The sequence below is a fragment of the Pedobacter sp. genome (assembly GCF_040513095.1).
Taxonomy (GTDB): domain Bacteria; phylum Bacteroidota; class Bacteroidia; order Sphingobacteriales; family Sphingobacteriaceae; genus Pedobacter.
Genome location: NZ_JBEVDX010000179.1, coordinates 1 through 23,221, shown reverse-complemented (window position 1 = coordinate 23,221; position 23,221 = coordinate 1). Strand labels below are relative to the sequence as shown.

The following is a 23,221-nucleotide window of genomic DNA, read 5'->3' as shown; positions in this document are numbered from 1 at the left end:
ATCAGGGGCTTCCTGCTCAGCTACTTTCACTGCACCCAAACGCTCAACAGCGGTTTGAGAACGGAGGTTATTGGCACCAACATGAAAATAAACGGTGGAAACGAAAGAAAATGCGTAATCCAGCATTAATTCCTTTACAGCTGGATTAATGCCTGTGCCCCAGTAAGCAACAGCATAAAATGTAAAGCCAATGCAAATGCTATTTTTCTGTTCATCGTATTCATAAAACCGGCTGCTGCCGATAACATTGCCAGTGTGCTTGTCTAAAATTACAAATGCGCCCCCGCTTTTCATGGCCCTATCAAAAAAGGTTTGAAAAATATCTTTCCGCCAACGATCTTTTTCAGGATGTTGTTCCCATATTTTCGGGTCGGATGCAATAGGGTATAAAGCGTCGAAATCCTGCTCCTGTAGCGGGCGCAGCTTCGTATGTTCGTTTTCTAATTGGGGCTGTAAGTTTATGCTCATTTTTAATCATTGGCTATGATAAAAATAGGATTAATTATTCTGCTATTCCTATAGTCAGATCCTGGTTTTGAAATGGACAAATACTTATTTTTGCAGCTTGAGACCAACAAAAAATCTTCCGCTCCATCATCTTCCCGCCATCCAGTTTCTGGCTGCTGATCAGAGTACTGCATTTGGAGAACATGTACCAGACCACCGCATCGATTTTTATGCTGTAATATGGTTTATGGAAGACGGGGGAAAACATTTCATTGATTTTGAGGCTCAGCCTCTATTAAAAAATCTGGTTTACCTGATCGGGAAAAATCAAGTCCATTCCATACCTGCAGCATCACTGCCTAAGGCAAAAATGATCGTCTTTTCGGCTGGCTTTTTCGATCAGATCCAGGAGCCATTCCTGAGACAGTTATTCTCTCCTTTCCAAAACCAGGGTATTTCTATTCCTGAGACTTTGGTCGACACACTGACACAATTGTTTGACCTGATTTTACAGGAGAGCAATCATCAGGCAGAGACAGCAATGCTTAACAAGTATACAACTGCGTTTCTAACACATCTGTACCGGCTGAGCAAAAATATCAACTCCCCCGCAGAAAATGAAGATTTCAGAATGATTCGCCTGCGTCAGCTTATAGAAATACATTATAAAGAACAGCGGTCAGCGGCGTTTTATGCCGGTATTATCGGATTGACAGCAAAACGGATCAATGAAATCCTAAAAGAGAAATCAGGTACAACAATCAGTGGCTTAATCAATCAGTTGCTGCTCTTAGAGGCTAAACGGGAACTGTTCCACCGCCGTTTCTCAGTTAAAGAAATCGCTTACAACCTTGGTTTCGCAGATCAGTCCTATTTTGCACGTTTTTTCAGGAAACATACCGGCATGACTCCTGAACAGTTTAAAGCCAAGGAAATTCCCGCTCAGCCCCTTTAGGTGTTGCAATTTCCGTTCAGGTTCATATTGTGCTAATGAAAGTGCGTATTGTGCTGTACATTATCTTCGCTCTCTGCAATCTTTGCTGTATTAACCAAATTTCTTAAATAGAGCACAATGGAAAGATTAAAAGATAGAGTAATTGTAATCACAGGAGCAGCCATGGGCCTCGGCTATGCAGCTGCACTGGAAGCTGCCAAAAATGGCGCTTTACTTTCACTTATTGATTATAATGGGGGATCGCTTGAAAAAGCTAAAGCTGATATTCTGAGCCAGTACCCACAAACCCGCATCCGCATTTCTGTAACTGATGTTTCTGAAGAAGCTGCCGTGAAAAAATATGTGGATGATACTTTAACGGAGTTTGGCAGGATTGATGGGTTTTATAACAATGCCGGAGTAGAGGGGCGTCAGGCACCTATGGTAGAATATGACCTGGACGTATTTAAAAAGGTAATTGATATCAATCTGATGGGAGTATATTATGGAATGAAGTATATCATCCCGATTATGCAAAAACAGGAATATGGCCGTATCGTAAATGTTGCTTCAGTAGGCGGTATCAGGGGTGTGATGAACCAAACTCCTTATGTTGCAACTAAACATGCAGTATCAGGTATCACTAAAACCGCTGCGCTGGAGTATGGCAGGTTCGGTATCTCCACTAACGCAATTGCACCTGGAGCAATCCTTACACCAATGGTTGCAGAAGCATTTAAACAGGTAAACCCTGAAGATCCAAAAGCAGCGGAGACTGTTTATGCACAGGCTAATCCAACCAAACGTTTAGGTTTGCCGGAAGAGGTAGGCAAATTGGTAGTATTTCTGCTGAGTGAAGACTGTAGTTATGTGAACGGCCAGATTATCGCTATTGATGGCGGACAATCTAATTCTTACGGAAACGTGTAATTCTTTAAGCTTACCATACGCTTGAATAAGCATTTGGTAAGCTTAGTATTCTATTTACCTGATCCTGGTAAAAAGCATCAAACCAGTAGACCAGTTCAAAGTAGTCTGCACAAAATCGCTTCGCTGTTTCAGCGTTTCAAGAAGTACCTCCACTCTTTGCGGATGTCCTTCAGGCCAGTTGGGCTGCGGAAGCAGGTCATCAATCAGATAATATCCACCCACTTTTACAAGCGAAAGCGTCTGGTCCAGCACATCAAATTTTCCGGGCATCGCATCTGCGAAAATCAGATCAAACTGTGCACCATCGTAAAAGGTAAGCCATTCATTACCGTCAGCACACACAATCGTGATTCTTTGATCCTCAGCGAACGCTTCAGCGGCAACCTGCTGAAATTCAGAGTTGATATCAATTGATATAATTCTGGACGTTTCATTTGCACCTTCTGCAATCCAGGCAAGTGATAAACCCGTTCCTGTACCAATATCCAGGAAATGACCTGAAGGTTTCGAGGCCGACAAAGTTCTCAGCAGTGACCCTGTTTTCAAATCTGAAGGCATTTTAAATTGCAATTCCCGGCTTGCCTCAATGATCTGAGCGTAAAATTCCGGGACTATAATCTGTTCGTCGTTTAACATTGTTTTGCTGTGGGCTGGTAAGAAATGTATTGGATTGAAAAATAAGTATTATTTAATGAAAAGTTCTAAAGTTTGCTATTTTTCGTATTTATACAGTAATGGCCCTAGTAAGTGTGGCAATAAGATCAGGTATAAAGTACGGGGCAGGATGAAATTTATCTTTATAAATTTACTGAAAAGAATACAATGATAACCAAATATACCTACCGGCGGCCGGGAAGCAGTTACAGCTTGCCGCCATCAGCCAGAAAAATCCTGGTGATCGAAGACGACCCCGCGCTTTCTGAAATTCTGTATGATATCCTAACAGACTCGGGTTACGAAGTCTTTGTTTTCAATGAAGTCCTTGACATTCATCCGCTGCTGGATAAATATCATCCGGATCTTGTACTGCTGGACTATCTTCTTCCCGTAGTCAATGGCGGCGAATTGTGCAGCCAGATCAAGCGAAACAACCTTACCTGCGGGCTCCCTGTAATCATGCTCTCCGCCTATCATAAAGTTCTGCTTTCCATTGGAAACTACGGATGTGATGCATTTATTGCCAAACCTTTTGACCTCAATGACTTGCTGGGGAAAATTGAAGAATATATAGCATAAACAAATGAAAAATTTCCCTTATATTTCTCCTGCAAATTTAAAGGATACAGCTAGTGAAATTTACAGCATTCGAAATTTACAAGTATTCCATACCTACTGAGCCATTTACCATTGCCACTGGTACCATGCATTTTGCACAGAATTTATTCGTGCGTGCACATACCGACAATGGTCTTTCCGGTGTAGGGGAGTGCTCCGCCTTTCCCATGATCGTAGGCGAAACCCAGGCCACCTGTTACGAGATGGCTAAAGACTTTGCCGCAATCTGGAAAGGGAAAGACCCGCTGCAAATCGCCGAAAGGATGGCAGAACTGCATCTTTACACTGCTGGCAATTACACAGCAAAAAGTGCATTTGACCTGGTACTGTATGATCTTGCAGCCAAACATGCCGGCCTGCCACTTTACAAATACCTGGGTGGCGAAAAACGTAAAATTGTAACTGACCTGACGATTGGAATAGATACACCTGAGAATATGGCCGCAAGTGCTTTAAAACATGTAGCGGATGGATTTACTATCCTCAAAATCAAACTCGGTAAAAGTCCGGAGGAGGATATCAAAAGGATCAAATCGATCAGAAATGCGGTAGGACCTGAAATTGAGCTCAGGGCAGATGCCAATCAGGGCTGGTCTTTCGCAGATGCTGTGTATACCTTAACGGAACTTGCACCTTACAATATTTCTTTCTGTGAACAACCAATGCGTACCTTCAATGATGAACTGCTGCCGGAATTGTGCAGGTTATCGCCCATTCCCATCATGGCCGACGAAAGTGTTTATACCCACAGGGATGCAGAACGTATCATCAGGAACAAAGCCTCCAAATATATTAACATTAAGTTCGCAAAGAGCGGCGGGATCCATGAAGCGGGACTGATCAGCAAGGTAGCTGAGCAAAATGGGCTTACCTGCATGCTGGGTAGCATGCTGGAGAGCCGGCTGGCCTTAACCGCAAATGTGCATTTTGCAATGGCTCATTCAAATATAAGGTTCTTCGACCTCGATACCGCCCTGCTGGGACAACTCGCAGACCCGGTTATTGATGGCTTCAGATACAACGGTATGGAACTGGAAATTACAGACCTTCCCGGCATCGGTGCAGATGTTGACCAGGCTTATCTGGATAAACTTGAACATATCACTGTCTGATAACTGATAAAAGAAGCAATAGCTAATGGATGAGGCGGGCAATTTATATCTGGATGGAAAACCCGGCAGAACCTGTACGGTAAGAGGGCAGGAGTTTCTGTTTTTCTCCGGTTACAATTACCTGGGTATTAACGGTGATGCGGAGTTTGATGAACTTATCCTTGCGGGCGCAGCGAAGTATGGCTGGGTATTTCCTTCTTCGAGGATCTCCAATACCAGACTTTCACTCTATGAAGAATGTGAAGCCCTGCTTTCCAGGATTACCGGTAGTGAGGATACAGTGCTGATGCCTTCAGGGTATGCGGCAGGGCGGATGTCAACCTCATATTTTGACAGTACTGTCCATAATGCCCCGGGTTCTCATCCTGCAATTCTGCAGCACAGATCTGGCTGCAACAATTTTAAGGACTGGACTGAGTGGCTGGTCAAAGCCTATATGCCCAAAAGCACAGTTCCCCTGGTGCTGGCTGCGGATGCGGTAAGTCCGCTTACAGCAGTTGTAAACGATTTCAGCTTTTTGAGAAATCTGGGTAACCCGGCGGTGATAGTGATTGATGATTCTCATGGAATTGGCATCCTGGGGGACCTCGGTAAAGGCATAAGTACCGCTTTGCCCTCAAATAAAAATCTGGAATATTTGCTCAGCTATTCTCTGGCAAAGGCATATGGTGTCGCCGGGGGTGCAGTAAGCTGCAGTAAAGAGAGGGCGAAATTCTTCAGATCACTGCCCGAATATACAGGAGTAACACCCATCTCTCCCGCACAGATATACGCATTTGTAAATGGACAACATATTTATGAACGGCAGCTTAAAAAACTTAAGCATAATATGAGCCTGTTCAAATCCGCAGTTCAGGAGCTTAAAGGGATCGCCAATGTGGATGGTTTCCCTGTTTTTATCTTGCCCAAATCTGTGAATGAACCAGATTTCTATGAGCAGGGAATACTGATTTCCTCTTTTTCTTATCCCGATCCAGCAGGGCAGAAATTAAACCGTATTGTGATCAATGCGGCACATACAGAAAATGATCTGCATCAACTTGCAGCAATCCTTAACAGCATTCTGCCTGCAATTTAAATCATTCCGAAAATCGCATTGGTTCAGGTTTCAGGGCGAATCTATCCCTGAAGATCTGTGCTGCACTTTCCTGAGTCAACACAAAATAACAAACAAGAGGTGAAATGTTCAAACATTTTCCACGTTATATTGTATTATTTAAATTACCAGTACTCCCTCTAATCAAATATATGAAGTTATTGCTACCAAAGAAGTACATTTTTCTGGCCATGCCCTTTCTGGTTTTCGCAGCGCAGGCACAGGAAATACCCGACACCCTCAAGCGCCGGCAAATACAAACTGATACCCTGAAGAAACCAGTATCGCCTCAGAATTCTATACCGCCAAATACTACAAATCCTGCCGATACTGCAAGACAGGGAATGGTAAAGGGAATAGTAAAAGATGAAAAAGGATTACCTGTTCCTGGTGCCGTAGTGCAGGTCCGGGGTCAAACAACTAAGGTGCTGACAGATCCTAAAGGCCAGTTCAGCATTCGTCTTCCAAGCCCTGCAAGTGCTATCGAGGTTCTTTATGTAGGATATACAACGAAGATCATCCGTCCGGGTGCGCAGTCAAACATTACAGTCACACTTGTCCCGTCAAGCAAGGCACTCGATGAAGTAGTAATTACCGGGTATTCCAGTCAGCAGAAAAAAGACCTTACTGGCGCAGTCTCTATAATCAAACCTTCAGATATTGATCATATGCCTGTTGGTGGTGTAGATCAGGTACTGCAGGGGAAGGCCGCAGGTGTTTCTGTAACGCAAGGTACAGGAGCTCCGGGCGAAGGTATAGCAGTACGGATCCGCGGTATCGGTACAATCAATAATAACAATCCATTATATGTGATCGACGGTGTACCTACGCCCTCTGGGATCAATCAGATCTCACCCTCGGACATCGAAAGTATCAATATCCTGAAAGATGCATCTTCAGCTTCCATTTATGGGGCAAGGGCATCAAACGGAGTTGTTGTGGTTACTACCAAAAAAGGACAATCGGGCAAGGCACGTTTCAATCTGAGTCAGTATACAGGTGTACAGGTACATGGAGATCTGATCAAAATGGCCAATACACAGCAATATGTTAATGCTTTCAATACAGCTGCGGCCAATGATGGAAGAACACAGATCCCTGCAAGCCTCGCAGCAGGGCTGCCTGATGTGAACTGGCAGAAGGAAGTGCTGAAACCGGCATTGGTCAACAATACGAACTTTTCAGTAAATGGTGGAAATGAAACAGGAAATTACCTTGTTTCGGCAAATTACTACAAACAGGATGGACTGATCAAAAACAGTGCATATGACCGCTTCAATTTACGGACAGCGGTTAACAGCACACTATCTAAAGTATTTTCCACAGGGCTTAACCTCAATCTTTCCTATGCAAAAACCAAACAGGTAGGAGCGTCGGGAGATGGTTTTGGAGATGGAAACCAGGGGGCCAGCGTAATGCGTTATGCCTTATTCCGTACTCCTGCAACGCCCGTTTTCAAAAGCAATGGCGACTATGTAGACCTTCCTGAAAACTCCGCGTTTTTTGGGGACGGCTTAAACCCGGTTGGCTATGCTGATAATTTTGACAGGAGTTACAATGCCTACAGCGTACTCGGTAGCATATTTGCTGAAGCCAATATCGCTAAAGGGTTAAAGCTGCGGACCACCTTTGGCGGCAACCTGGTGATTACCGACTTTAAACAGTTCTTCGCCATCTGGGGAAGCGACCGTTCATTAAACTCGCCGGGAAGTCTGGCACGTTCCAACGCCAACCAGTTTGATTATAACTGGACCAACACACTGACGTATAATATTAAACTGGACAAAAATCAGACCCTGAATCTGCTGGCAGGAAGCGAGGCGATCAAAAGCCGCACCAATGGGTTATCCGCTTCAAGATCGATTTTTCCTAACCAGTCGCCCAACTTTCAGTACCTGGATAACGGAATTGGCGTACAGCAAAACGGGGAGAATGAATCCCGCTGGGCACTCTTTTCTTTATTCGGCCGTGCCGATTACCAGTATGCTGATAAGTACCTTGCCAGCTTTACAGTTCGCCGTGACGGATCGTCCAGGTTAAGCCCTGATAACAGATATGGTAACTTCTACGCAGGATCTGTGGGATGGAGATTAGATCAGGAAGATTTCCTGAAAGGTTTTGAAAAACTTTCAATGCTGAAACTTCGTGCGAGTATCGGACAGACAGGCAACCAGGAGATCAGCAATTATGCTTATACCACGCTGAATTCCTTTGTAGGTTTTTACCCTTTCGGCGGAACACCACAGATTGGGAATTCCCTGACCTCGAGAGGAAACAGTGATATTACCTGGGAAACCAGTACACAGACGAACTTCGGACTTGACGCCGGATTTTTTGATAATAATCTTCAGTTAAGTGCAGATTATTTTATCCGCGATAATTCTGATATCCTGTTTGCCAATCCACTGGCACCGAGTGCGGGTGGGGGATCAAGTCCTTATATTAATGCAGGAAAAGTTAGAAATCAGGGATTTGAGCTGCAGATTTCATACCGCAGAACGTTATCGGACGACTGGAGTTTTGATGCATCCGGAAACCTGGCTACGCTGAAAAATAAAGTGCTTTCACTTGCTGGCTCGCCAATCTATGGCGGACGTATCGGAACCGAATATAATGCTACCCTCACTACAGTAGGACAACCTATTGGCGCTTTCTACCTGATTCCGATGGAAGGGATATTCCAGAATGAAAAAGACATCTTTACGCATGCTTACCAGGGAGCGGGAATCCAGCCAGGAGATGTGAAGTTTAAGGATACCAATGGTGATGGTGTGATTAACGAGAATGACCGCGAAATTGCCGGAAGCCCTATTCCAAAACTTACTTATGGTTTTACAGGTAACGTTAAGTACAAGAGTTTTGACATCAGCCTATTCTTCCAGGGCGCATATGGCAATAAGTTATATAACCAGATCGCAAGGGACACAGAAGGTTTTTACAGGGCATTTAACATCACCGAAAGAGTGGCCACAGGCAGCTGGACCGGTGAAGGAAGTACCAATCAATTTCCACGTTTAACCTGGAGCTCTGCATCTTCTACCAATAATACCAGGCCATCCACACGTTTCCTGGAAAGCGGTTCATACCTGCGCCTGAAAAATGCACAGATCGGATACAGTTTTACGCCAAAAATGTTAGCGAATTTGAAAATTGCATCTATGCGTGTTTATGTCAGCGGCCAGAATCTGCTTACTTTTACCAAATATACGGGACTTGACCCGGAAATCTATACCAGCAGTAACGGCCAGGGAGACGGCGTAAGAGCAGTTGGAATCGATTGGGGTACTTACCCATCGGCCAGAATTTACACCGTAGGCCTTAATGTAAACTTTTAACTCCATGAATAAATTATATATACTTCCGCTTTTTGTATTGTTGCTGCTGGGTTCGGGCTGTAAGAAATTCCTGGATCAGCCTGCACTGGGTTACTATTCAGACGAAGATCTTTTCAGTACCGATGCAACGGCTATTACTGCAGTTAACGCTGCTTATATCCCTCTAACTTTTACGGATGGAGCTGCCAATCCGCTCTGGGTACTGGGCGACGTAGCCTCTGATGATGTGGTTATTGGCGGAAATGCAGGTGAACAGGCTGATTATACTAATGTTGATCTGTTCAATATCCTTCCGGCAAATGCAGCTGTACAGGCCTTATGGTCCCGCTATTACAATGGAATAAACCGCTGTAATGTAGTTACTGATGGCCTCACCGCTGAGAATACTAATGTATCAGAAACTGTAAAAACGCAGGCGCTGGCACAGGTGAAATTTCTGAGGGCATATTATTACTTTTTGCTCACAAATTTCTATGGCAATATCCCACTGCGTTTAAAAGTTACTACCTTGGCTGACGGAGCTGTTGCGGCATCTACTCAGGCACAGGTATATGCGCAGATTGAGAAAGATCTTACAGAAGCGAGTACAGGTTTACCTGAGAAGTGGACTGCTACTACAGATATCGGCAGGGCTACTAAAGGTGCTGCACTGGCTTTACTTGCCAAGGCATCGTTGTTCCAGAAAAAATATACAGAAGCTGCTGCTTTCGCAACACAGGTGGAAGCATTGGGTTATTCACTGACTGACAAGTTCATTGATAACTTTAGTGCATCGGCAAAAACAAATAACGAAGTGGTTTTCTCGGTATGGCATACCCGCGGGGCGCAACCCCTGCAGGGCAATGCACTGAACTACTTATTTGCACCGAGATCATTAAACGGGGCAGGGGTATATTATCCTACACAGAGCCTCGTGGATAATTTCGAGAGCAACGATCCGCGTCTGGATCTTACTGTTGCCCGCGCTGGACAGCCTTATTATGACAGTGCATTTCAGACTGCCTGGTCTACGACCGGTTACTTATCTAAAAAACATGTTCAGCCACTGAGTGAAGTACCATCAACTACAAAAAACGATGGCAACCTGAACTATGAGGCCATCCGCTTTGCAGATATATTGCTGATCAAAGCAGAAGCACTCAACGAAGGAGGGCAATCTGCTGCTGCGTTGGTTCCACTAAATAAAATCCGTGAGAGGGCCCGCAAAAACTTTACAGGTACTGCTCCTGCAGGGTTGCTGCCAGCTGTCACTACTACTGACCAGAGCCTCCTCCGGACTGCCATTCGTCGCGAGCGCCGTTCAGAACTTGCACTGGAATTTCAGCGCTTCCTCGATGTGATCCGTTATGGACAGGCTTATGCCGAAAATGCAATTCGTCCTGCGGCACCTAATTTTAATTATACAACGAACCAATTCTTCCCGGTTCCGCAAACGGAATTAAATGCAAACGGGAATTAATTTCAGCAATTTAATGCCATCTGATCATGAACTTTAAAAAATATAATACTTTAATATTTGCCTCGGTGCTTGCTGCAGTAATGGTTTCATCCTGTAAGGATGAGGAGGCAAAGCCGGATTATACGGCTAACAAGGCAAGTCTGCAGCAACTGACTGATTCTGTCAGCCAGGTTTACAACCAGAGTACCGAGGGACACGACCTGGGGCAATACCCAAAACAGGCGCGCACTACACTCAAAAAGACGGTAGATCTGGCTGCTCAGGTAATTACTGGCGAACATACCCAGGCCGAAGTGAACAACGCTTTTGCCAATTTACGCAGGGCAGTGGTAGAATTCAGCGGCAGAAAAATCGCAGAGGTAGCACCCGAAAACTTAGTAGCAAAATGGCTGTTCAACGGGAATGCACTGGATGCTACTGCAAATCATCACGACGGACAATTGATGTCGGGTATCATAGGGAATGCGGCAAGTCACTCTGATGGGGGTGTATTACCTGTGCTGACCACTGACAGGTTCGGAACGGCAGGAAGCGCGTATGAATTTGCTAATGGTGCTTATATAGAAGTGCCCTATGCGACCACGCTGAATCCTGAAATCTTAAGTTTGAGCCTCTGGATCAATCCCAAAGAATCTTATGGCGATAACTACATCATGTCACTCAATAAATGGAATGGGTTTAAGTTCCAGTTGCAAACAGATAACTTCCTGTTCCTGACACTTAAAACTGGTACTGCAACTTATGACAGGGATAGTAATCCGGGCAAGATGGTCAACGGTGCATGGCATCATGCTGTAGTTACGGCAGGAAATGGCTCCATCACATTCTACGTGGATGGGGTACAGGTTAAGTCTGAAAGTGCGGCAGGAACAGCGTTTCGGCTGGCTACGCCGGTTAACCTGGCGATCGGACAGATTCTTCCAAAAGGAATACTGAATTATACAGATAGCACAAGTCCCTTTTATTTTTCTAATGCCGCATTTTTCAAGGGCTCACTGGATGACATCAGGTATTATAATAAAGCGCTTTCTTCTGACGAGGTATTGAAAATATACAACAATGAAAAGCCTGATTAAAGGAAAATCAATTGCTTAAAAACGATTATATTGGGCGGTATGACCGATAGAACTGCCCTTAAAACATTAGTTTCACCCTTCAGCCGTTTTATTCAGCTGGAATACAGCAGTGGGATAATCCTGCTGCTGAGTGTGGTGCTTGCAATTTTATGGGCAAATTCTTCTTTCTATGCCTCCTATCATGATTTATGGGAGACGAAGTTTGCGCTTGGTTGGGGTGTCTGGAAACTGAACGAACCACTGCACATCTGGATCAACGATGCACTGATGGCTATCTTCTTTTTCGTTATTGGCCTGGAGCTGAAAAGGGAGTTTCTGGAGGGGGAGCTTTCGTCTGTAAGTAAAGCCCTGTTGCCTATGATGGCAGCAATGGGGGGAATGATCGTGCCCGCACTGATTTATTTTATGGTCAACAGGGGTACGACGGCTGAACACGGATGGGGGATACCCATGGCTACTGATATTGCTTTTGCACTTGCCCTGTTAGCTATGGCTGGCAAACATATACCATCTTCTGTAAAAGTATTTCTATCAGCTTTGGCTGTAGCAGACGATCTGGGTGCTGTGCTGGTTATTGCATTTTTTTATACTCAGGGACTGTCACTCATTCCATTGGGCTTTGCCGGGATTTTTGTGCTGATGCTGATTGCAGGGAACAGATTTGGTATCAGATCCATTGGCTTTTATCTGCTTATAGGTATTGCCGTTTGGCTATGTTTTTTCCTGTCGGGAGTCCATGCCACGCTGGCCGGAGTGGTTGTAGCTTTCACTATTCCATCAGGCACTCTCCTGCAGAAAATGGAGCATGGCCTGCATCCATGGGTAGCCTTCCTGATTATGCCAGTCTTCGCGCTTGCAAATTCCGGCATCAGCATAGGCGCAGATTTCCTGGATACAGTAGTTAATCCCGTTTCTATTGGTGTCACCGCAGGACTCGTTCTTGGAAAATGCCTGGGGATATTCCTTTTTACCTGGATCATGGTCAGGTTTGGACTTGGCAGCCTTCCCTCCGGTGCTACCTGGAAACATATGTTCGGGGTAGCACTGCTTGGTGGTATCGGTTTTACAATGTCATTGTTTATCAGCGGACTTGCATTTAATGAGGCGCTGTTTGCTGATCAGGCGAAGTACGGGATCCTGATCGGTTCAGTAATTGCAGGGATTCTCGGAAGTATTGTTTTGAGCAAAAAATTGATTTAAGCATTGACTAAATCTGCGATAATCAGCTTCTTCATTTTCATTACTTCATTTAATACCCGCGGGCCGCGCTCAGGGTCAGTAACAAGCTCGCCAATAATCTTTGGTACAATCTGCCAGCTAAGGCCATATTTATCCCTCAGCCATCCGCACATCACTTCCTGGCCACCATCTGCTGTCAGCTGCTCCCAGTATTTGTCTATCTCTTCCTGCGTGTCGCAATTGACAACCAAAGATACAGCTTCATTAAATTCTGCATTATGCGCTGCTGAACTATCCATAACTGTTGCAATCAGTCCGTTAATACTGAACTGGGCATGTTTGATCAGACCTTTGGTATCCCCATCATCGCCCGAATATTCCCAGACGCCTTCAACAGAAGATTGGGGGAAGAGGCTGGTGTAAAACTGAAGCGCTTCGGCTGCTTTGCCGGCATTGTCTCCGGTGAACATCAGTGAGGGAGAAAACTTTTGGGACAATGCATTTTTCGGGCCGGTAAACAATTGCCAGGAAATGCCATATTTATCCTGTACCCAGCCATATTTTACGCTCCATTCATAACTGTCAAGGGGCATCAAATCCTTCCCGCCTTCGATCAGCTTATTCCAGTATTGTTCCGTTTCTTCGGGATTTTCACTGACGACCATAAAAGAAAATGTGGCATTTGGTACTGAGGCTGTACCATCATTCAGCAGCATGAAGTTCTGCCCGCTTAATGCTATGAATGTGACAACGGGGTTGGTCTGTATGACTTTTCCATCACCAAAAGTATCGATGTAAAAATCTGTTGCTTCTGCTACCTTGCCTTTGAGGATCAGGCATGGGTAGATAGCATTGTTTAATTTTTCCATAGCAGGTGTATGTTTGTTTCAGATTTGGTTTCTAAAACAAACATACAATGCTTTCCGAAGATTTATCGGGTGCAAGCACGACAAAAAAAGGGGCAATTGCGACAGTTAAAATTTAATCAGCAGCTTTTGTGACTCCAGCTGCCCATTGTTGTAATATTCAAAAACCCAGTTGTCACCTTTTTTAAAGACGATGCCGTTGGCTGTTCCGTTGCCGGCAATAAAATAATTCTCAACTGAAGTTTTATACAGGCTGAGAATGATTTTTGGAGCAGTATCAATTAACTGATAGCCAGTACTGGTAGGCTGCGCATACAATGTTCCGGGAGCAAGTTTGCTTTCTGCTGCCACAGCGCTCTTAGTGGCATTGGCAGCAGGTTGCGCATTTGCAGCAGCTACAGTACCAGCTGGAACAGCCGCCGAGGCAGTAGCGGGCAAACCAGATGAAACAGGAGCTGATTGTACCGGCACATTTGCCGAAACCGGAACGCTTGTTGTAGTTGCTGAAGCAGGAGCGCTTGCAGTGGTAGTAGTTGCTACTGCCGGTTTGTTCTGAGCATCTGCTGCAGCTTGATAGGAGTACGGAGTATCGCTGATCGAAGTGAATGCGTCTCTTAAGGCAAGGTTGTAAGATACAGCGAATTCTTTTTCCCTGCTTTTACCCTGTTTTGATTCAAGCACGGTCTTACCATAACAGTCTTTCAACACAATCGTAAGGTTAGTGCTGAACATGCTGTTTTTTTCCAGTACATCAACCGTAAGGGCGCCACATTTGTTATTGGCAATTTCATTTGGTAAATCAGAATTATCGAAATAAGCTGTAAAACCTTTGTCTTGAAGCAGCGCCTTCGTTAGTGTATTTAACTTATACTGATCAGTCTGTTTCAGAAAACTATATTTCTCAGGTACGATCACATATTTGTAGTTATTAATCGTGTTCTGGGCATAGCCTGAAATAGAGAGCAGTACAAGAAATAATAAGGTATATTTTTTCATATAATAAACATTTTATGCTTACAAATATAGTTGTTAAAGTTCTGTTTCTGCATCGGATAATGATGATTGGTATCGGATTATTAACGCTAAGTACCATCTGGTAATTTATCTTAATGTTATCTTTATAATGAAAAGTATAAATTAGCCGCATAATCAGAAATCACAATGGGTGCTCTCAGGGAAAAACTTTCAAAAAAAACAGATGACGAATTGCTTTTTTATATTGATATTATAGATAAGCATATTGATGGGGCCTTGCGCACAGCCTACCAGTTATTACAAGAAAACCAATGATCATTGCAGTAGTGATTTTTGTGCCGGTTTTATATTTTATGATTGTCAATACTCCGGCATAACAGGGATTATTTCTCAAATTCATACCTGATCCCAAGTTTTTTAATCTTGGAGTTCAGTGTGGTAGAAGGAATATTCAAAATTTCAGCTGCACCGCCGGCGCCGAAGATCTTTCCCTTGCAGATCTTCAAAATGCTAAGGATATGGTCTCTTTCCATCTCTTCCAGTGTTTTTACCCTCGAACTTTCGCCAGAAGTATGCTCAGGCAAATGATGAACCAAAGGTAGCTCCACCGCAGAAATAGTATCACCTTCAGTCATCACCATACTTCTTTCAATCAGGTGTTCCAGCTCACGGATATTTCCAGGCCAATCATAGTTATTCAGTTCTTTCAGGGCCTGCGGCGAAATAGCTGTAATGTTTTCAGAGGAACCCCTGCTGTATTTATTGATAAAATGCTGCACCAGCATTGGAATGTCTTCCTTACGCTCCCGAAGTGCCGGAAGCTCTACAGGAAAAACATTCAGCCTGTAATACAGATCCAGTCTGAACCTGCCTTCAGCTACTTCTTTCTCCAGGTTTCTGTTGGTAGCGGTGATGATCCTGACGTTAATTTTTTTTGTATAATTACCACCGATGCGCTCAATTTCCTTCTCCTGCAAAACCCTTAGTAATTTAGCCTGCGCCTCCAGTGGAAGTTCGCCGATTTCATCAAGGAAAATGGAGCCGCCATCAGCCTGTTCAAACTTACCTATGCGCTTTTCATTGGCTCCGGTGAATGCCCCTTTCTCATGGCCGAAAAGTTCAGATTCAATCAGCGTTAAGGGAAGCGCGGCACAATTGACGGTAACCATTGTTCTGGATTTTCTGGGTGAAAGCTTATGTATTGCATGGGCAATCCGTTCTTTTCCAGTGCCACTTTCGCCCAGGATAAGCACGGAGGTATCATCTGGTGCAACAAGTTCAATCTTTTTGAAAACAGCATGCAGCAATTTACTGTCGCCGATGATCCCATTAAATTCGCTTGACCTTGCTTTGGTATTTTCGGTCTTATGGATTACTTTTTCAGTGGTTACAGGAGCAGACTTCTCTTTCGGTACAGAAGGATGTTTTTCTGAAGAGTCATCTTTTCTGTCCGAAATCATATCCAGAATCAGGCTGAAATCCTTTGAAGAGCGGTCTGCAATACCGCTGTGCGTGCTGCTATACAATCCTGCAGAACTGCTGAAGAAAACAAACTGAAAGATCTCTTCCTCACGCTCTGCCTCGGTGATCAGCAGGGATTCCAGCTTAAAATGATCAGCAATGCACTTAATCAGGATGTTTTCCATTTTAAGCTTTTTGAACTCATAACCGCTGATCACAGGACTGCTGCCGTTTAAAATTGCAGTGCTGCTCCAGGCTTTGAAATCCCGCTGGGAGACACACATCATTTCCAGGAGTTCCTCGATATTAAATATTTTGTATTGGTTGTGAGCTGTTCTGAACACGCCAATATCCCTGCTGCCTGCTTTTTGATTTGCCCTGGAAATCCACAGGAAATCATAAGGTATCATTGTATTGAGCACTGCACCGGTTTCTTTGAGCCTGATGTGGAACGGCTCTTTTTTCTGCACTATCTCTGCAATCTGTGTTTTTGCTGCCGGTTCTTCGGTATGCTGGTATTTCTGATGCTGTTCATGTCGGTAACGGGCGATATCCAGCATTACTAACAGGTCTTTCTCCCTGAAAGGTTTTACCATAAAGCCATAGGGCAGGGTAGCCTTTGCTGCTTCTAAAGTTGCCTGATTAGTATTTGCGGAAATGTAGATGAAGGGAATATTCATCTCCGTCAGTTGTGCCGCCAGTTCAATCCCGGTTTTATCTCCCTGTAAAAAGATATCCAGCAAAACCCAGTCGGGCTGCTTGGCCGAAATCAGGTCCAGGGCTTTAACTACAGAGGGAGCTATCCCGCAGACGGCGTAGCCCGCTTTTTCAAGCATAATCCGCAGATCATTTGCTACAATAAATTCATCTTCTACAATTAAGATTTTCTCTTTCATCATCTATATTTATATATCACTCAGGGAACAGATCTCAGCAGGTTTCCGCCTACAGCTATGCATCAATAAAAGCACCAGTGTATAATTGATTTATTACCAGACTCTTGCGATATACTGTGTTTTTTATGAATAACGACATGTCGTGAATTTACGAAATTCTTTAAGCCCCTTCAGGCTTTATTTAATTTATCCGCTGGTTGGCTGTTCGTAAATCGGCGATATGCCGTAGGATTTTTTGTGTTTAATTTTCATAACTCTCTTATTTTAAGATAATTATATTATGGTCTGCTTCTTGGATACTGGAGGGAAACAATAAAGTTATCATTATGAAACCATCACCGAATCTTCTTTCGCCTGAAAACCACACTTTAGTTCTGATTGATTTTGAAGGACAAATGGCTTTTGCCACTAAAAGTATCTCTATTAATGAACTCCGCACGAATGTGGCCATTGTTGCCGGAGCTTCCAAAATCTTTAACGTTCCAACCATTGTAACTACAGTGGCAGAAGAATCATTTTCAGGCCCGGTTTTTCCGGAACTGGAGGAATTCTATCCTCAGGCAAGTTCAGGTTATATCGACAGAACTTCAATGAATACCTGGGAAGACGAACCTGCCTACAGGGCGATCACCGCTACTGGTAAACAAAAACTGGTACTTGCAGGACTATGGACAGGTGTTTGTATTGTAGGACCGGCATTATCGGCAATGTCTGAAGGATTTGATGTTTTCGTTATCACTGATGCCTGTGGCGATGTAAGTACAGAAGCACATGAACGTGCTATCCAGAGAATGGTACATGCAGGTGTAAAACCTGTGACTTCAGTGCAGTATTTACTGGAACTTCAGCGCGATTGGGCAAGAACGGAAACATATATTCCTGTAACTGACCTGATGAAAAAATACGGTGCCGGATACGGCCTTGGCATCCATTACGCACACCATATGTTAAAACATTAAGGTTAAGAACAAAAAATGAGGATAAAACTCTCCTTTTTGGGGATGATGGTAAACCTGTTCTTTTTTGCAGCAGACCTTTCGGCACAAGGCATAAAGCTGATGCGATACGATGAAGATTACAGTAACCTGAGAGATTCTGACCGGAATTTTTATCGCAGTATAAAGTTTCTGCCCCTGACAAAAGATCAAAAGACATATTTCAGTTTTGGCGGAGAGGTGCGTGCTGAATATGGCGGTAAGATAAACGAAGACTGGATCAAAAATCAGGGGTATAACAAATCGGTATTGCAGCGCTATGTTTTATATACAGATCTGCATATGGGCGACAAACTCAGGTTTTTTGCACAACTCAACAGCGCACTGGAAAGTGGCAGTAAATATGGACCTGCTCCGGTAGATGAAGATCAGCTCAATGTGCAGAACCTCTTTGCAGAGTACCGGATATTGAAGAACACAAAAGATCAGCTGTCAGTAAGGTTAGGGCGCCAGGAAATCAACTACGGCTCGGGCAGGCTGATCTCTGTAAGGGAAGGTACTACTGCCCGCCAGTATTTTACAGGAGGAAAAATTATGTATACATCAGCAAAGTTCTCCCTTGATGCCTTTGTGCTTTCTGCCGATGAGGTAAATCCGGGAGTGTTCGATAATGTAGCAAGTCATCAGGCCAATTTATGGGGGGCTTATTCCAACCTGATTGTCGCCGGTGGCGGAAATTTTGATTTCTACTATTTAGGTATCAGGCGTGATCAGGCAACATTTGAAGAGGGTACAGCTAAAGAAATGAGGCATACCATCGCTACGCGTTACTGGAAAAGCGGCGGAGGGTTTATTTACAATCTTGAAGCGGCCTATCAGTTCGGAAAGTTTGGAGCAGGAAATATCAGTGCGTGGACATCGGCCATAGATCTGGGCTACAGTTTTGAAGACCTAAAATTCAAACCATCAGTAAACCTCAGAAACGATTACATCTCGGGCGACAAAAAAGCGGGGGACGGAAACCTGCAGACTTTCAATCCCTTGTATCCTAAAGGGGGATATTTTGGGTTCAACCCACTGATAGGGCCATCCAACCTGATTGATCTGCATCCCTATCTGGTGCTCACGTTGACAGATAAGCTTTCTGTGCAGACGGATGTAGTGTTCAACTGGCGTTACTCAGCGGACGATGGGATATACAGGCCAAGCGGTAATTTTAATACAGAAGGATCAGGATATGATCAGCGTTTTATCGGGACAACCTATCTGCTCAGTGCTGATTACAGGTTTAATAACTATTTGTCTGTCAGCTGTGGCGCCCAGTATTTTAAAGTAGGAGATTTTATCAAGGATATCGTTCCTGAGACTGCAGATTCAAAGTTTTTTAATCTGCAAGTCTCATTTAAATTTTAAACATAATCACATGGAAACAAACAAAACTAAACGAATTACATCTGCCGGCAAACAGCTGTTTGCAGCTGTACTTACACTGTCGGTGATCCTTTCCGCAAATACAGTATTCGGACAGGCAACAACGGCCATAGGCACCTCAAAAGTTTGGGGAACCGTAGATGGAATAGCAGTGGAAGGCGTTGTGCAGGGCCCAAGCGCTCAGGTAAGCGATCTTCAAATTGCCTGTCTCTTCGAGTATACCGAGGGGGATATCTTCAATTCGCCTCCGGCATTGCCGCCGGCACTGAACGGGTTGGTCCATCTGGATCACGATATGAAAGGCCTGGTCACTGAGATACGCAAAAGCGGAAAATTCTCTGGACATGCTTTTGAAACTATCCTGATCAGTCCGCCTAAAGGAACGATCGGAGGTAAACGCCTGCTCCTGATAGGTTTGGGCGACAGGAATAAGTTCACACCTGAGCTGATGACAGGTATTGGCAGTGTGGCCATGAGGGAAGCACTCAATCTCGGCGTAAGCAACTTTTCATTTGCGAGTGATTTAAAAGATGCCGGAATAGACTCTCCGACAGCACTTGTTGCAGGTAATGTAGTTAAGGGTATCTTCCAGGCTTACCGCACACAGGTTTGGCTAAAGGATAAACAGATGGCAAGCTTTAAACCTATGACTAAAGTGATCCTCCTTGCAGGTCCTTCGTTTTTTACAGTAGCTGGTGAAGGAATTCAGGAAGCACTGTTTGCAATCAAAAACTAATCATCTGATTGATTTAAACGCATAAATATGACGGCAGATATGATTTTGTTCAATGGCAAGATACATACCATTGGCAGACAGAAAGAACAGGTAACGGCGGTAGCTATCAAAGACGGAAAATTTGTAGCAGTAGGAACCGATGGGCAAATTATGGCCTTTTCAGGTACATCAACAAAAATAGTGGACCTGCAGAAAAGGCGTGTAGTGCCGGGCATAAACGACTCGCATATCCACCTGATCCGGGGCGGTTTAAACTTCAACCTGGAACTCCGCTGGGACGGAGTGCCCTCGCTGGCTGACGCGCTGAGGATGCTGAAAGAACAGGTAGATGTTACGCCTTCGCCACAATGGGTAAGGGTAGTGGGTGGCTGGTCGGAATTCCAGTTTGCAGAAAGACGGATGCCAACACTGGAAGAAATTAATGCAATAGCCCCGGATACCCCGGTGTTTATTCTGCATCTGTATGACAGGGCATTTATGAACAGGGCGGCATTGAGAGCAGTTGGCTATACCAAAGATACGCCGGCGCCTCCGGGTGGCGAAATTCAAAGGGATGCCTCAGGAGAACCTACGGGTTTGATCATTGCCAGTCCAAATGCCATGATCCTGTATTCTACATTGGCCAAAGGGCCGAAACTTTCACTGGAGCACCAGGTAAATTCTACCAGGCATTTCATGGCGGAACTGAACCGATTCGGCATTACCAGCGTAATTGATGCAGGTGGAGGTTTCCAGAACTTTCCTGACGATTACAAGGTGGTTAACGAACTGAACGACCAGAAACAACTGACGGTGAGGATTGCCTACAACCTGTTTACACAGAAGCCAAAGGAAGAACTGGAAGATTTTAAAACCTGGACAGCTTCGGTAGATCTGTACCAGGGAGATGATATGTACCGCCACAACGGAGCAGGCGAAATGCTGGTGTTCTCGGCAGCTGATTTTGAAGATTTCCGGCAGCCTAGACCAGATCTCCCTGAAAACATGGAAGCCGATCTGGAAAGAGTAGTAAGGCTACTGGTAGAAAAAAGATGGCCCTTCAGGCTGCATGCAACCTACAATGAAAGCATCACCAGATTCCTGGAGGTATTTGAAAAGGTAAACCTGGATATTCCTTTTGCAGGCCTGCCCTGGATTTTTGACCATGCAGAAACTATAGACGAAAGAAATATCGAACGTGTTAAAGCCCTTGGCGGCGGTATCGCAATCCAAAGCAGGATGGCCTATCAGGGAGAGTACTTCAGGGACCGCTATGGAGAAAAAGCCACAGCACATACACCACCGGTAAAAAAGATGCTGGAAATGGGAGTTCCTGTAGGCGGAGGCTCTGACGCCACCCGGGTAAGCAGTTACAATCCCTGGGTATCTATGTTCTGGCTGACGGCAGGTAAAACTGTAGGGGGACTTGCAATTTATAACGAGCAGACCGTGCTCAGCAGGGAAACAGCACTTGAATTGTATACCCGTGGCAGCGCCTGGTTCTCCAACGAACAACAGAAAAAAGGCGATATCGCAGTGGGCATGCTGGCAGATCTTGCGGTGCTGAACAAAGATTATTTTGAAGTCCCGGAAGAAGAGATCAAAAGCATCGAAGCTGATCTGACGGTCGTTGACGGAAAGATAGTATATGCGAAAGGGGATTTCTACTCTTTTTCTCCACCTAAGATTCCAATTCTGCCAGACTGGTCGCCAACTAAAAGTTACAATGGATATTATTCTCCGGATCACAGCGGCCATGTCAATTCGGTTCAGATTGGAAATAGCAAGGCTGACCTGCAGGGAACGACTGCATTGCTGATCCATTCCTGCAAAGGCAGCTGCGATGTACATGCGCATAATCATGATGCTGTAAGGAGAAGTAATCTTCCCATAAACAATTATACTGCATTCTGGGGCGCCCTCGGCTGCTCATGTTTTGCTTTTTAATCACAAAGTTTTTTCACCACATTATGGAAAAGATTATTCAATACCTGCTGTATTCAGATCTGGGATTACAGATCAACAATGTTGCAGTGCTAATTTTCAGGTTTTTGCTGATGCTCGAACTTTTCCGCGTACACGGAATGAAAAAGTTCCGGATACAGAACGGGCAGAAAGAACATGTGCCTAATCCCTTGCATCTGCCCGAAAAGCTCAATGCTTTAGTTGCCACATTTTCAGATACGATAGTGCCGGTTCTGGTGGCTATAGGTTTTGGTACCAGACTTTTCCTGCTGCCCTCTATTGGCGTAACTGCAATCGGCTATTTTGTAGTACACCGTAGAGATGATATTGAGGTACGGGATGTACCCTATATGTATACGCTTGCAATGCTCTTTTTACTGGTGCTGGGCGCGGGAACATATTCAGCAGATGCGTATTTATACAATACCTACTTTAATTTCTAACACGTACATTATCAAATAATTAACATTTAAATAAAATTCACATGGAAGCAAAAATTGGTATCAGCAAAGACCGCCTCGCTGAGGTGGCACATTCACTCAGCAAAATTCTTGCAGACGAGTTTGTCTTGTATACGAAGACACGCAAAGCGCACTGGAATATTGAAGGCCCCGATTTTTACAACAAGCACAAATTCTTTGAGGAGCAGTACAATGAAATCGAGGAAATCATTGATGAGGTAGCAGAACGCATCCGCAAACTGGGCCATTTTGCACCGGCGTCGCTGAAACAGTTCCTTGAACTCACGCATTTATCAGAAGACGACCGGGAACAAAATGATAGTCAGGGTTATATAAAGATGCTGCTGGCAGATCATGAAAGTATTATCATTCATATCAGGGAAAATATAAACAACTATGCTTCCCCGTTGAAAGATCTGGGTACGAGCGATTACATAACCGGATTAATGGAAACACATGAAACCATGGCCTGGATGTTAAGGGCGCATTTATCCTAAAACAGAAACAAAATGGAAGAGAAACAGGATAAAATCTGGTTTGTAACACTGTTGCTGACCATCATTGCCGGGTATTGTGATACCGTCACTTTCGTTGCTGCTGATAAGATATTCTCAGCCCATGTAACGGGTAACTTTATTGTGTTTGCCTACCAGCTCGTAAAAGGGGGAGAAGG

At 44.4% G+C, this 23,221-nt stretch carries 21 protein-coding genes; 16 read left to right on the top strand and 5 right to left on the bottom strand.

Features of this window, described 5'->3' with window-relative positions:
• The coding region (locus ABWY16_RS19975) for a GNAT family N-acetyltransferase (protein WP_353906434.1) at window positions 1–468 on the bottom strand (468 nt) is incomplete at its 3' end.
• 97 nt (window positions 469–565) lie between these two features.
• On the opposite strand from ABWY16_RS19975, the gene ABWY16_RS19970 reads away from it, so the two are divergent.
• Window positions 566–1,402 carry a helix-turn-helix domain-containing protein gene (locus ABWY16_RS19970; protein WP_353906433.1) on the top strand — a complete coding sequence of 279 codons (837 nt, stop codon included), beginning with the start codon at window positions 566–568 and terminating at the stop codon, window positions 1,400–1,402.
• Window positions 1,403–1,519: 117 nt separating this feature from the next.
• Window positions 1,520–2,311 (top strand): SDR family oxidoreductase, encoded by a 792-nt coding sequence (locus ABWY16_RS19965; RefSeq protein WP_353906432.1) that lies wholly within the window; start codon window positions 1,520–1,522, stop codon window positions 2,309–2,311.
• Window positions 2,312–2,365: 54 nt separating this feature from the next.
• Here ABWY16_RS19965 and ABWY16_RS19960 read toward each other — a convergent pair whose 3' ends face one another.
• Window positions 2,366–2,947: an O-methyltransferase gene (locus tag ABWY16_RS19960; RefSeq protein WP_353906431.1), complete on the bottom strand. Its 582-nt coding sequence runs from the start codon at window positions 2,945–2,947 to the stop codon at window positions 2,366–2,368.
• A gap of 186 nt (window positions 2,948–3,133) precedes the next feature.
• Between ABWY16_RS19960 and ABWY16_RS19955 the strand changes: the two genes are divergently transcribed.
• The 7 genes from ABWY16_RS19955 to nhaA all read left to right on the top strand — a co-directional run bounded on the left by ABWY16_RS19955 (window position 3,134) and on the right by nhaA (window position 12,864).
• Complete coding sequence (locus ABWY16_RS19955; protein WP_353906430.1) at window positions 3,134–3,547, top strand: response regulator; 414 nt, start codon at window positions 3,134–3,136, stop codon at window positions 3,545–3,547.
• A 53-nt stretch (window positions 3,548–3,600) separates the two neighbouring features.
• Window positions 3,601–4,698, top strand: coding sequence for a mandelate racemase/muconate lactonizing enzyme family protein (locus tag ABWY16_RS19950; RefSeq protein WP_353906429.1), 1,098 nt, complete (start codon window positions 3,601–3,603; stop codon window positions 4,696–4,698).
• 25 nt (window positions 4,699–4,723) lie between these two features.
• Window positions 4,724–5,776, top strand: coding sequence for an aminotransferase class I/II-fold pyridoxal phosphate-dependent enzyme (locus ABWY16_RS19945; protein WP_353906428.1), 1,053 nt, complete (start codon window positions 4,724–4,726; stop codon window positions 5,774–5,776).
• A gap of 170 nt (window positions 5,777–5,946) precedes the next feature.
• Window positions 5,947–9,129 (top strand): SusC/RagA family TonB-linked outer membrane protein, encoded by a 3,183-nt coding sequence (locus tag ABWY16_RS19940; RefSeq protein ID WP_353906427.1) that lies wholly within the window; start codon window positions 5,947–5,949, stop codon window positions 9,127–9,129.
• Window positions 9,130–9,133: 4 nt separating this feature from the next.
• Window positions 9,134–10,588 carry a RagB/SusD family nutrient uptake outer membrane protein gene (locus ABWY16_RS19935; RefSeq protein ID WP_353906426.1) on the top strand — a complete coding sequence of 485 codons (1,455 nt, stop codon included), beginning with the start codon at window positions 9,134–9,136 and terminating at the stop codon, window positions 10,586–10,588.
• Window positions 10,589–10,614: 26 nt separating this feature from the next.
• Entirely contained in the window at window positions 10,615–11,664 is a 1,050-nt protein-coding gene (locus ABWY16_RS19930; protein WP_353906425.1) for a LamG domain-containing protein, read from the top strand.
• A 39-nt stretch (window positions 11,665–11,703) separates the two neighbouring features.
• Window positions 11,704–12,864, top strand: a complete 1,161-nt coding sequence (gene nhaA / locus ABWY16_RS19925) for a Na+/H+ antiporter NhaA (protein WP_353906424.1) — start codon at window positions 11,704–11,706, stop codon at window positions 12,862–12,864.
• On the opposite strand, the gene ABWY16_RS19920 is transcribed toward nhaA, so the two are convergent.
• The 3 genes from ABWY16_RS19920 to ABWY16_RS19910 all read right to left on the bottom strand — a co-directional run bounded on the left by ABWY16_RS19920 (window position 12,861) and on the right by ABWY16_RS19910 (window position 17,044).
• Window positions 12,861–13,712, bottom strand: coding sequence for a VOC family protein (locus ABWY16_RS19920; protein ID WP_353906423.1), 852 nt, complete (start codon window positions 13,710–13,712; stop codon window positions 12,861–12,863). The two genes, nhaA and ABWY16_RS19920, sit on opposite strands and share 4 nt — an antisense overlap.
• Window positions 13,713–13,817: 105 nt before the next feature.
• Window positions 13,818–14,705 carry a hypothetical protein gene (locus ABWY16_RS19915; protein ID WP_353906422.1) on the bottom strand — a complete coding sequence of 296 codons (888 nt, stop codon included), beginning with the start codon at window positions 14,703–14,705 and terminating at the stop codon, window positions 13,818–13,820.
• A 362-nt stretch (window positions 14,706–15,067) separates the two neighbouring features.
• The gene (locus ABWY16_RS19910; protein WP_353906421.1) at window positions 15,068–17,044 is read right to left on the bottom strand and encodes a sigma 54-interacting transcriptional regulator; all 1,977 of its coding nucleotides are present in this window, start codon (window positions 17,042–17,044) and stop codon (window positions 15,068–15,070) included.
• Between the two features lie 323 nt (window positions 17,045–17,367).
• On the opposite strand from ABWY16_RS19910, the gene ABWY16_RS19905 reads away from it, so the two are divergent.
• The 7 genes from ABWY16_RS19905 to ABWY16_RS19875 form a co-directional block, all read left to right on the top strand.
• A complete protein-coding gene (locus ABWY16_RS19905) occupies window positions 17,368–18,000 on the top strand; it encodes a hydrolase (RefSeq protein ID WP_353906420.1) in 633 nt (210 codons plus the stop codon).
• Between the two features lie 15 nt (window positions 18,001–18,015).
• Window positions 18,016–19,389 carry an alginate export family protein gene (locus ABWY16_RS19900; RefSeq protein WP_353906419.1) on the top strand — a complete coding sequence of 458 codons (1,374 nt, stop codon included), beginning with the start codon at window positions 18,016–18,018 and terminating at the stop codon, window positions 19,387–19,389.
• A gap of 10 nt (window positions 19,390–19,399) precedes the next feature.
• The gene (locus ABWY16_RS19895; RefSeq protein ID WP_353906418.1) at window positions 19,400–20,143 is read left to right on the top strand and encodes a M17 family peptidase N-terminal domain-containing protein; all 744 of its coding nucleotides are present in this window, start codon (window positions 19,400–19,402) and stop codon (window positions 20,141–20,143) included.
• 27 nt (window positions 20,144–20,170) lie between these two features.
• Complete coding sequence (locus tag ABWY16_RS19890; RefSeq protein WP_353906417.1) at window positions 20,171–22,069, top strand: amidohydrolase; 1,899 nt, start codon at window positions 20,171–20,173, stop codon at window positions 22,067–22,069.
• A gap of 23 nt (window positions 22,070–22,092) precedes the next feature.
• Entirely contained in the window at window positions 22,093–22,530 is a 438-nt protein-coding gene (locus ABWY16_RS19885; protein WP_353906416.1) for a DoxX family protein, read from the top strand.
• Window positions 22,531–22,571: 41 nt separating this feature from the next.
• Window positions 22,572–23,045 carry a Dps family protein gene (locus ABWY16_RS19880; RefSeq protein WP_353906415.1) on the top strand — a complete coding sequence of 158 codons (474 nt, stop codon included), beginning with the start codon at window positions 22,572–22,574 and terminating at the stop codon, window positions 23,043–23,045.
• 12 nt (window positions 23,046–23,057) lie between these two features.
• Window positions 23,058–23,221: DUF1275 family protein (locus ABWY16_RS19875; protein ID WP_353906435.1), on the top strand; the 164-nt coding region annotated here is incomplete at its 3' end.